The organism is Pseudomonadota bacterium, from assembly GCA_011049115.1.
Classification (GTDB): Bacteria; Desulfobacterota; Anaeroferrophillalia; order Anaeroferrophillales; family Tharpellaceae; genus DSCM01.
This window is the reverse complement of the sequence record DSCM01000129.1, coordinates 33878-41332: the sequence shown is the minus strand read 5'-3', so window position 1 is coordinate 41332 and position 7455 is coordinate 33878. Positions and strand designations below refer to the sequence as shown.

Genomic DNA, 7455 nt, shown 5'->3' with positions numbered 1-7455 from the left:
TGATTCCCTGCCGTCCGCTCTCGGGGCTCTGGAAGGGCTGGTGTTACTTGCCAATCAACTGCCCGCAGGCACCAACCGGCTTGAACTTGACAGCGGCTGCGCTGTGGCCGGCATCGAGTTTCTCGGCACCGGTGACGCGATGGATTGCGTGACGGTCTCCGATCTGGCCGCAAAAAGCGGTGTCTTTGCTCGGCTGCAGTATCGCGAAAAAGGCGCCTGGAGTGGACTGTCCCTGCTCAACCGGGCCACTGAAGGCGCCAGGGTAACCTTGATCGCCTATGATGATGAAGGCAACTACCTGGGAGAAGAGGAACACCGGATCGAGCCCCGGGCGCAGTTGTCGGGCTTGCCCGAGGATTTGTTCAGTCGTCTGCTCTCCGCCCCCAGCTGTGTGCGCTATGTGGCGGATCACGCGCTTTCCGGACTCGTCATCAATTATCAAAGCACCGCCGCGACGGATGCCGGCCCGAAATCCGCCCTGATTGATATTCTGCCCGCCCTGGTGCTTGAGACCAGCGGCAGTCTGTACTAGTTTCACGACGGGGTTGGATCGGTTCCGACGCGGGGCCTGAGTTGCTGGAAAGGGGTCGAGAACGCGGTTTTTTGCCGCCGTCCTCGACCCCTTGATTTTTTAGAGGTTGTCGATCAAACGATTGATGTCATCGAGCTCGCTGTCGGTTTCAAGGTTGCCGGAGGGGCTTGGGTTGGCGCCGAAAAGCGACGCTTCATTTTGAAACGCCGCGATGAATTCGGTGTCCTCCATGGAGAGCTCAACATGGAAACTATGGTTGTCGGCGGAGCGAAAGGAGATGCGTCGGCACTGAGGGCGGGTCAGCGGGGTCGCAATCGACATGGTAATGACGCTGGCGATGGTGATGCCCTTGGGCTGATGGTTGCCGGCGATCAGGCCGAAACGGTCCTTGATCAGGCTGCGCGCCTTGCCCATGATCTGGTTAACCAGCTCCCCGATACTGTCCACCACCTCGTCCGAGGTATGGTCCCGAGCCAGATCCTCCGCCGGTAAACCCATATAGAGCATGGATTTGCGATACAGTTCCAGGGCGACTTCGCCGCCGAGGTTCATGATGAAAAGGCCGGAATAATCCCCGAAAAACTGCACAAAGCAACCGATGTCGGGCTTGAGAAACACCGCCGGGACCTTCTGAATGGTGGGGGCGATAGTGATTTTGCTGTTGGTGGCCTGGCTCAGGGTCTGTTCGCAGGCGTGAGCGAAAATGCGAGCAACTTCATTGATTGTCTGTGTGCATCCGTAAGGCATGAAAGCTCCAGTACCGTAAGTTTGCCTGCGCTCAATCCCGGCCCGTAGTCATCGGTCCGCTCTGACGACGCAGGGGCCGAGAAATATCAATATGCCCGGCCAGGGTTTTTTCAATTTTACCCCCAATTAGAATTTGTAATTGATCGTATTCCGGAAAGTTTTCGAGCAGGCTCTGCGCCAGACAAAAGATGGCCAGCCTTTCGTCCTGAGCTCCGTAGGCGGCAACCGCGGTAAGGATTTCAGGGTCCAGATCCAGGACCATGACGGGCGGAGCCAAATTGCTGTTAAGGATTCGGGTCGACTCCGGCAGCGGCGCGATTCCGGGATAGCGCGTTTCGGTTAAGCGCGCCACGATAGCGGTTATCTTTTCCGATTGGCTAAGTTTCGGCATTGATACGCTCAGGGGTTGCGGCCGGCTCAGATCGGAGGTCAGTCGATAAATTGTCAGGCTGTCCCGTGTGGTGATCGGTGGGTTGCGGTCAATTTTCGGACTTGGGTTTCGACCGGGCGGCGCCCCGGGAGCCGGCTTTTTTTGCGAAGCGGCTGGTCGGTTTGCGCAGGTCTCCTGCCCGGGGAGCTTAAATCGGTCAGCAAAAAACAGGGCAGCCAACAAACCGCAGACCAGCAGCAGAAAAAAAACGGCCGGGAGTAATCTTGGTTGCCGGGCTGCCGGGTGCGCTCCTCTATGGGTCGGTTTTTTCCTTTTATGGATAGGTTTACGAGCCAAGAATATTTCCTGCTACCGGTTTCACTCGCGTCGCCGAGGAAAATCGGTTGAGAATCAAAAAAACCTGCCTGACTAAGCCTGTCTTTTATCACAGCCGCGCCTGTGAAACAATCTCAAAATATTTCGGCTCAACCTGATGCCTTTCCTGGGCGACCACAACCCGGTTGCGGCCGTTCTGTTTGGCTTCGTACAGAGCTTTGTCCGCGCCCTGGACCAGATCAAGCCCTAACTGGCTTTCATTGCCTGCCAGCCCTAGACTGGCGGTTATTTTAAGATGGATGTTGCCTTGGGCAGCAAGGGTCAATTTCGCAATGGCGCGGCGGATGCGCTCGGCAATCTGGCGACCTTCTCGAAGCCCGGTTTCCGGAAGAATGATCGCGAATTCCTCTCCTCCATAGCGACAAGCGATATCGCTGGCGCGGAGTTCACTGGCTAAAACCCGTCCCAGTTCTTTGAGGACCAGATCTCCGGTTTGATGTCCGAAGCTATCGTTGATCTTTTTGAAATGGTCGAGATCGAGCAGAATCAGGCTCAGGGCGTGCCGGTAGCGGTCGGCCCGGGCACTTTCGGCTTGTAGCGCCTCATCAAAATATCGGCGATTGCCAAGCCCGCTCAGACTGTCCAGCCGCGCGTCTTTTTCCAGAGCCTTCAAGTGCCGGGCTTCGGTAATTCTGGTGCTGAGCTGCTGCAAACAAAAATTGAGGATTTGTCGCTTCTCCGCCGTCACCGGTCGGGACAGATACAGCTTGAGTCGCTCCGATTCCCCGGCTGCGCCGTCGCCGGCCAGGGCGAATGCCGCCAAAAATCCGTCGGGGTCGGCAGACGGAGGAAAAACCGAGGTCTGGTCGACAAGGTGTTGGGAATGGCCTTGCGGATTGAGTTCGGCCAACAGCCCGCGCAGCTGCAGGCTGAGGGCGGGGCTAAGCTTCTGGCCGGTCAGCACCACGGTGATTTGGGAGCGGTGTTCATGGAAAAGGATGGCGGTGCCCGGCGCCACAATGGTCCCCAGGTGTTTGCCGGCGGCGATCAGCATGGCTGTCGGAGACTGGAGGCGCAGGCGAATAAAAAAATTGTGCAGAAATGAGGCGCCGCAAAAACCGGGGGCTTCGTGGCGCTTGTTGACTGCGAGGGTGGATGGCTTTGAAAACAGATATCCGATGGCCGCTATTGCCGGATTGGGGCGGGAACCAAATCTGAGTGGTTGGTTGTCATAAAACATGTGTTTTCCTCCCAAAAATTCCAGATGGGGCTGATTTTGCGCCGCCGCGGCCGACGTGGATTTTCTTTACGGTCGCCGTTCGCTTGCGGTTTTTCAGCGTTCATGGCGCCCAGATTGTGGAACGCGCTCAAAGCGCTCAGACCGCTGATCGCCCTCGAAATGGCAGCTTGGCCGCAGAGCGAGCAAGGTTCTTTCTTTTGCTGAGCGGGTTCGCAACAGTCGTGCCAGGGTTCTTGCGGGCCGCTTCCGAGCCGCGAATTTATTCTATAGTAAGCTGTAAGTCGTTGATAAAACAGGGGATAAAACAATGTGAAGGTTGCGTCGGCGGCGCTGTTCTGAGCGCTTGCGTGCTCGATAAAAGGAACGCAGAAAAGGTCTTTTGAGATGCCTGTCAGAAAAATGGAAACCCAGTGTCAATTTCCCCGGCGGTAAAAAAGCAGAGGCGAAGGTGGGGCTGATTCGTGGGGGGGGTACTGAGGGCTCAACCTTTTAACATCTCAATAAAGGTTTCAAGGCGTGTCAGGGTGCGTCCGTCGATCGCGCCCGGTTGGTCGGCTTCAAGCGTCAGGCAGGGGACCGGCAGTTGCCGTTTGAAAAGAATATCTTCAATTTGACGAAAACAGAAGGATTGGGTGTAATGAATGATTCCGTCAAGCCGGCGTTCTTCGCAGGCATGAATAATATCTCGCAGGCGTCCCGTGACGGAGTAGGGATAGGTGTAAAGCGAATACTGCTCGGCGAGGCTGGTATCCGGCCCCTGGAGCATGGCGAACTGGCGTGGAACCTCATTAAAAACCACGGCCGCGCCCAGTTGTTCGAGGGTTGGGAAAAGATTGCTGAGAATCGGCGGCACACCGGCCAGGCCGAGGCGGATTGTCGGATTTGCCGGGCGGCGCCTTGCGGCCTGGCCGAGAAACGTATTCAGATCATTTGCAAAAAGCCGCGGCTCGCCGTTGAAATCGCTGGCTCCGACCAGAAAGAGCAGGTTTTCAGCCCCGGAAACCTGACCGCTCTGCCAGGTCAGACGGTCAAGCTCGCCCAGGCGCAGGCGGATTCTGTCGAGCCCGGCTTTGATCTCATTGGTGGCCCCTATCGGGGCTTGAAGTCGGTCGGCCAGGTCGTTGATGGCTTGAGTCATTTGGCGGGAATCGGGAGTCAGGGGATAGGAAAAAGGCATGACTTCTCTGCCGTCATCGGAGAGAATTTCTCCCAAAGCAATGCCGTTGCTGCAGTCGCCGCCGCTGACAATAATAATCTTTTCGATCTTTTGCTCCAGCATGACGCCGTAGAGTCCCTTGGTCCAGGCGCAGGAGGTTCGCGGGAATCCGGCGTCTTCGGCCAGATGGATGAAATGGCCGGGGTCGGCGTGGTTGATGAAAAGGTTGTTGAGATCGCAGGGTTGATGGCCGGCGGCGAAAACAACTTCGATGGGAATCGTGGAGGTGATGCCGATTTTCATGGGTGGACTCAGGCCGGGGTTGAGGTTGAGACTGCTCGTGGGCGGCAAGCAGGTTGAACGCGCTGCTTTTGTCGCGTGTCTTGATCGGCAACGCCACGCTAAAAGGGCGGACCGTTGCCGGCCCGCCCTTTTAGCCTAAAAAGAATTTTTTGGTCAACCGGAATTTATCTTGATCACCCTCGATTTTCGCGGGTGTCAACCAGGCTTTGCACCACGGAAGGATCGGCCAGGGTGGAAGTGTCTCCGAAACCTTCGACCTCGTTGGCCGCGATCTTGCGCAGGATGCGGCGCATAATCTTGCCGGAACGGGTTTTGGGCAGGGCCGGGGCCCACTGAATCATGTCGGGGCTGGCGATCGGTCCGATCTCCTTGCGCACGAGACTGACCAGCTCTTTTTTGAGTGCATCTGTACCCTCGATGCCGGCGTTCAGGGTCACGTAAGCATAGATGCCCTGTCCTTTGATTTCATGCGGCATGCCGACAACCGCAGCTTCGGCGACGCTGGGATGAAGCACCAGCGCGCTTTCGACTTCGGCGGTCCCCATGCGGTGGCCGGAGACGTTGATAACGTCATCAATCCGGCCCATCAGGCGATAATCGCCATTAGCTTCGCGCATGGCGCCGTCACCGGTGAAATAATAGCCGTCGTACTGAATGAAATAGGTGGTGCGGAAACGATCCGGGTCTCCGTAAACACCGCGCATCAAACCCGGCCATGGTCTGCGAATGCAAAGGGCTCCTTCGCCGGGCCCGTTGATTTCAACCCCGCTAACCGGGTCGACAATCAACGGATCGCAGCCAAAGAAAGGTGTGGTGGCGTAACCCGGTTTCATATCGATGGCGCCGGGCAGACCGGTGATCAGAATGCCGCCGGTTTCGGTCTGCCACCAGGTGTCGACGATCGGGCACTTGCTGCGGCCGGGAAGTTCGTAATACCATTTCCAGGCTTCCGGATTGATCGGTTCACCGACCGTGCCGAGCAGGGTCAGACTGTCGAGTTTGTGCAGCCGACTGGAAACGTATTGCTCGCCCTGGCCCGCGATCGCGCGAATCGCGGTCGGAGCGGTGTAGAGGGTGTTGATCTTGTGCTTGCCGATAATATCCCAGTAGCGGCCCGCGTCAGGATAATTGGGAACCCCTTCAAACATGACCGTGGTCGCGCCGTTGCATAACGGCCCGTAGACAATATAGGAGTGGCCGGTGACCCAACCAATATCGGCGGCGCAGAAATAGATGTCGCCGTCATGGTAGTCGAAGATAATCTTGTGTGTAAAGGAGGTGTAGACCAGATAACCGCCGGTGGTGTGCATGACCCCTTTGGGCTTGCCCGTGGAGCCGGAGGTATAGAGCAGGAAAAGCGGATCCTCGGCATCCATCCATTCCGGTTCGCAATTGGCGTCCACCTTGGCCATTTCCTCGTGATACCAGAGGTCGAAGCCGGGCTTCATGGGAACCTCGACCGCACTTTCATGTTTGACGATAATGGTGTTTTTGATGCTCGGACACATCGCAACCGCGGCGTCGACGTTGACCTTCTGGTCAATGACCTTGGCGCCGCGATAGTAGGCGTTGCAGGAGATCAGAAAGCTGGAATCGCAGTCCAGGATCCGGTCCTTGAGGGCATCGGCCGAGAAGCCGCCGAAAACGATGGAGTGCATCGCCCCGATTCTGGTGCAGGCCAGCATGCAGATGGCCAATTCCGGAATCATCGGCAGATAAAGGGTTACCCGGTCGCCCTTTTTAATCCCGTGGGCTTTCATGACATTGGCGAATTTGCAGACCTGTTCGTGTAGCTCTTTGTAGGTATACTTTCTGTCAACCGTGGGCTCGTTGCCTTCAAAGATAATCGCGGTCTGGTCGCCCCGTTTGGCGAGGTGGCGGTCCAGGCAGTTATAGGAAACATTGAGCTTGCCGCCGATAAACCATTTCAGATAGACTTCATCCTTGCTGAATTTCCAGTCCTGGACCTGGTCCCACTCCTTGAACCAGGTGACATATTCCTTGGCGATCCGGGCCCAGAAACCATCGTTATCCCTGAGCGACTCATCATAAAGCTGCTGATACTCTTCGCGACTTTTGAAGTAAGCTTTCGCTCTGAAAGAGGCTGGAACTTCGTAGACTTGTTTGAGTTCGGTGTCTGCCATTGATAACTCTCCTGCTCGTATAGGGTTGGCGGTTTACTGTGGGCTGATGTTCCCCGTTTTTCCGGCGCGCTGAGGAGGGGGTAGGCTGCCGAAAACATACAAAATACAAATGTCCCGAGGACAGTGGAGAAGTCCTGGGTTATTGTATTTATCATGTCGGGTCGGTATGTTCTATAAGAGCGTTATAAAAATGTCAAGCAAAAATTATATTAATTGAATTTAAAGGACGCCGTCCGGGTTCGACAAACGCTTGCCGGCGCCGGAAAGAATGCCGGATAAGGGATTTGCCGGGATTGGCTCAGCGTAAAATAAAATACAAATTTTAATGTTAGATAGCTTCTTTATCACGCTGGGTTGGCATGTGAATTTGAATTGTTATGCCAGTTTACGTTAAGAGTTAAAGTGGAATCGGCGCTTTGGTTTGTCTTGTCGGGACCGTGTCTTTCGAAAGAAATATAAAGGTGGTTAGGATTGGAATGCTTTGTATACAGATTGCGCTTGACTTCTCGGCGCGGATGGTTTAGTGGTAAACCATTATTTTAATTGTCCAAGTTATGCGCTATTTTTCGCAATGCTGGCCGGGTGTGTTTTATCCGGCTTTCGGCATCTGGCAGGGTATGTTTCAAT

5 protein-coding genes are annotated in these 7455 nt (G+C 55.6%); all 5 read right to left on the bottom strand.

Annotation, left to right across the window (positions count from 1 at the left end):
- Positions 1-631: 631 nt before the first annotated feature.
- Positions 632-1279, bottom strand: coding sequence for a DUF3334 family protein (locus ENN66_11020; protein ID HDS17113.1), 648 nt, complete (start codon positions 1277-1279; stop codon positions 632-634).
- A gap of 31 nt (positions 1280-1310) precedes the next feature.
- Entirely contained in the window at positions 1311-1670 is a 360-nt protein-coding gene (locus tag ENN66_11015) for a hypothetical protein (protein HDS17112.1), read from the bottom strand.
- Between the two features lie 424 nt (positions 1671-2094).
- Entirely contained in the window at positions 2095-3225 is a 1131-nt protein-coding gene (locus tag ENN66_11010) for a GGDEF domain-containing protein (GenBank protein ID HDS17111.1), read from the bottom strand.
- A 481-nt stretch (positions 3226-3706) separates the two neighbouring features.
- A complete protein-coding gene (locus ENN66_11005) occupies positions 3707-4684 on the bottom strand; it encodes a 2-hydroxyacyl-CoA dehydratase (protein HDS17110.1) in 978 nt (325 codons plus the stop codon).
- Positions 4685-4857: 173 nt separating this feature from the next.
- The gene (acs, locus tag ENN66_11000; GenBank protein ID HDS17109.1) at positions 4858-6828 is read right to left on the bottom strand and encodes an acetate--CoA ligase; all 1971 of its coding nucleotides are present in this window, start codon (positions 6826-6828) and stop codon (positions 4858-4860) included.
- Between the last annotated feature and the right edge of the window lie 627 nt (positions 6829-7455).

Coding starts and splice junctions, on each gene's coding strand:
- ENN66_11015 (HDS17112.1), bottom strand. CDS start 1,670: ATGCCGAAACTTAGCCAATCGGAAAAGATAACCGCTATCGTGGCGCGC.
- ENN66_11010 (HDS17111.1), bottom strand. CDS start 3,225: ATGTTTTATGACAACCAACCACTCAGATTTGGTTCCCGCCCCAATCCG.
- ENN66_11020 (HDS17113.1), bottom strand. CDS start 1,279: ATGCCTTACGGATGCACACAGACAATCAATGAAGTTGCTCGCATTTTC.
- ENN66_11005 (HDS17110.1), bottom strand. CDS start 4,684: ATGAAAATCGGCATCACCTCCACGATTCCCATCGAAGTTGTTTTCGCC.
- acs (HDS17109.1), bottom strand. CDS start 6,828: ATGGCAGACACCGAACTCAAACAAGTCTACGAAGTTCCAGCCTCTTTC.